At 64.4% G+C, this 2,404-nt stretch carries 2 protein-coding genes; both read right to left on the bottom strand.

Features of this window, described 5'->3' with window-relative positions:
• Positions 1 to 100: 100 nt before the first annotated feature.
• Complete coding sequence (istB, locus tag B5X69_RS20580; protein WP_037514240.1) at positions 101 to 937, bottom strand: IS21-like element helper ATPase IstB; 837 nt, start codon at positions 935 to 937, stop codon at positions 101 to 103.
• Complete coding sequence (istA, locus tag B5X69_RS20575) at positions 934 to 2,400, bottom strand: IS21 family transposase (RefSeq protein ID WP_079640329.1); 1,467 nt, start codon at positions 2,398 to 2,400, stop codon at positions 934 to 936. Before istA ends, istB begins: the two co-directional genes overlap by 4 nt.
• Positions 2,401 to 2,404: the final 4 nt, after the last annotated feature.

The following is a 2,404-nucleotide window of genomic DNA, read 5'->3' as shown; positions in this document are numbered from 1 at the left end:
TGTAGCGCGACAAACTGGATGAGAAGTTGCGGCAATCAGGATGAGAAGATTCTGACCGCGACAGTTCCGTTTTGGTGTGTTTGATTGTCGCTGGCAAGGCCTATGTCAGGGTTTGATTGTCGGGGAGCGACACGCCGGTATTTTTGATTGTCGCGACCTTTGCGGGCCGACCTGCTCCGTGCTGTTTTCGGTCGATCGCAGCGCGCCGCCGATAGCTTTCGACGTTCATTTCGAAGATGGTGGCGTGGTGCACGAGGCGGTCGACGGCGGCCAGCGTCATGGCGGGATCGGGAAAGACCCTGTTCCATTCGCCGAACGGTTGGTTGGCGGTGATGAGCAGCGAACGCCTTTCATACCGGGTGCTGATCAGCTCGAACAGGACCGAGGTTTCGGCCTGATCCCTGGCGACATAGGCGAGGTCGTCGAGGATCAGCAGATCGAAGCGGTCGAGCCGGTTGATCGCATTTTCAAGCGCGAGCTCGCGGCGCGCAACCTGAAGCTTCTGGACGAGGTCGGATGTCCGGGTGAACAGGACGCGCCAGCCCTTTTCAACGAGCGCGAGCCCGATCGCCGACGACAGATGCGATTTGCCGCCGCCGGGCGGGCCGAACAGGATCAGGTTGGCGCCCTTTTCGAGCCATCCGTCGCCGGCGCAGATCGCCATGATCTGCGCTTTGGATATCATCGGCACCGCGTCGAAGTCGAAAGCCTCGAGCGTCTTGCCGGGCAGCAGTTTCGCCTCGGCAAGATGGCGCTCGATCCGGCGCCGGTCGCGTTCGGCGATCTCATGCTCGGTGATGGCGCTGAGGAACCGCGCCGCCGGCCAGCCCTCCTTATCGGAACGCTCGGCGAACGACGGCCAGAGCTGCTTGATCGTTGGCAGCCGCAGCTCGTTGAGCATCAGGGTAAGCCTGGTCGCATCGATGCCCTGGGTCATGCCATTTCCTCCACGCGAGGAGCCAGCAGCGCTTCATAGACGCTCAGCGGGACAAGCTCGACGACGACGTCGGGCAACGCTGCGGGATCGGGCGCAAAGCGTGCCCGCAATGCGGCCATGTCCGGCATCCCATTCGGCGTCGCCAGCAAGTCGGCCAAGACCGCAGCGAGCTCCGCCTCGCACGCCCGCTCATGCGCAAGGCTCAGCAGTTCGACCATCGTCCGGCACGCCATCCGTTCGGCGAGCCGCTCGATCAGCCGGTCGAACATGCGCCGATAGGCCTCGCGCGGGAAGAGCTGGTCACGGTAAACGAGGTTCAGCAGCGCCATCGGCTTACGCCGCAGCGCATGGATGACATGGCGATAATCGACGACATGATCATGCTTGCCTTTGCGGTCGGCGCGACCACGCGGCAGGGTGAACAGGGGCGTGCCGCCGAGGAACAGCTCAAGCCGGTCGTCGTAAAGCCGTACCCTGAGCCGGTGACCGATCAACCGCGAGGGCACCGTGTAGAACACCTTGCGCAGCGTGAACCCGCCCGAGGAGGTGACCATGACGAGCACCTCTTCATAATCGCTGGTGCGCATGCCCGGCAGCGGCTGAAGCACCGCCCGCTCGGCGTCGATGCGCTTCGCGCTCCGCGCATTCTTGCGCGCGACGATCTCGTCGATGAAGCGTCGATATTCCGCAAGCTCGTCGAAGTCGGCCGAGCCGCGCATCAGCAGTCCGTCACGCACCGCCGCCTTCAGATGCGCGTGCGCGCTTTCTATCGCGCCATTCTCGTGCGCCACGCCGCGGTTGTTGCGCGTCGGCTTCATCCGATAATGGCGGCACAGCGCGCCATATCTGCGCGTCAGATCCTCGCGCGCCGATGCATCCAGATTGCGGAACGCCGCCGACAGGCTGTCACTGCGATGTTCACGCGGCGCGCCGCCCAGCGCCCACAACGCATTTTGCAGACCCTCCGCCAGCGCGATAAAGCTCTCGCCGCCAAGGATCACATGGGCATGCTCAAAGCCCGAGCAGGCGAGCCGAAAGTGATACAGCCGGTGGTCGAGCCTCACCCCCGCGATCCGTACACCCAGATCGGCCATGTCGGTAAAATCCGACAGCCCCATCCGCCCCGGCTCGTGCACCTGGCGGAAGATCACATCGCGCTCCGGGCCCTGCAGCGCCCGCCAACTGCGGATCCGACGCTCCATCGTCCGCCGCACGCCATCGGGAAGCTCAGGATGACGACGCTGCATTTCTTCGAACACGGCCACGGCTCGGACCCCCGGCGCACTCTCCAGGAGCGGCACCACCTCGCTGTCGAAGATATCCGCCAGCGGATCCGCACGACGGCGACCGCGCGGCGCCTTCTTTTGCGAAGGAAGCCGCATATCCGCCTCCAGCCGATACGCCGTCGCCGTGCTGAACGCCGCACACGCCGCCGCTGAACGCGGCGACATTGTCTGTCTCATCTTC

The organism is Sphingopyxis flava (genome assembly GCF_900168005.1).
GTDB classification, from domain to species: domain Bacteria; phylum Pseudomonadota; class Alphaproteobacteria; order Sphingomonadales; family Sphingomonadaceae; genus Sphingopyxis; species Sphingopyxis flava.
Note: the sequence above shows the minus strand (reverse complement) of the source record. Positions and strands in the feature narration are given on the sequence as shown.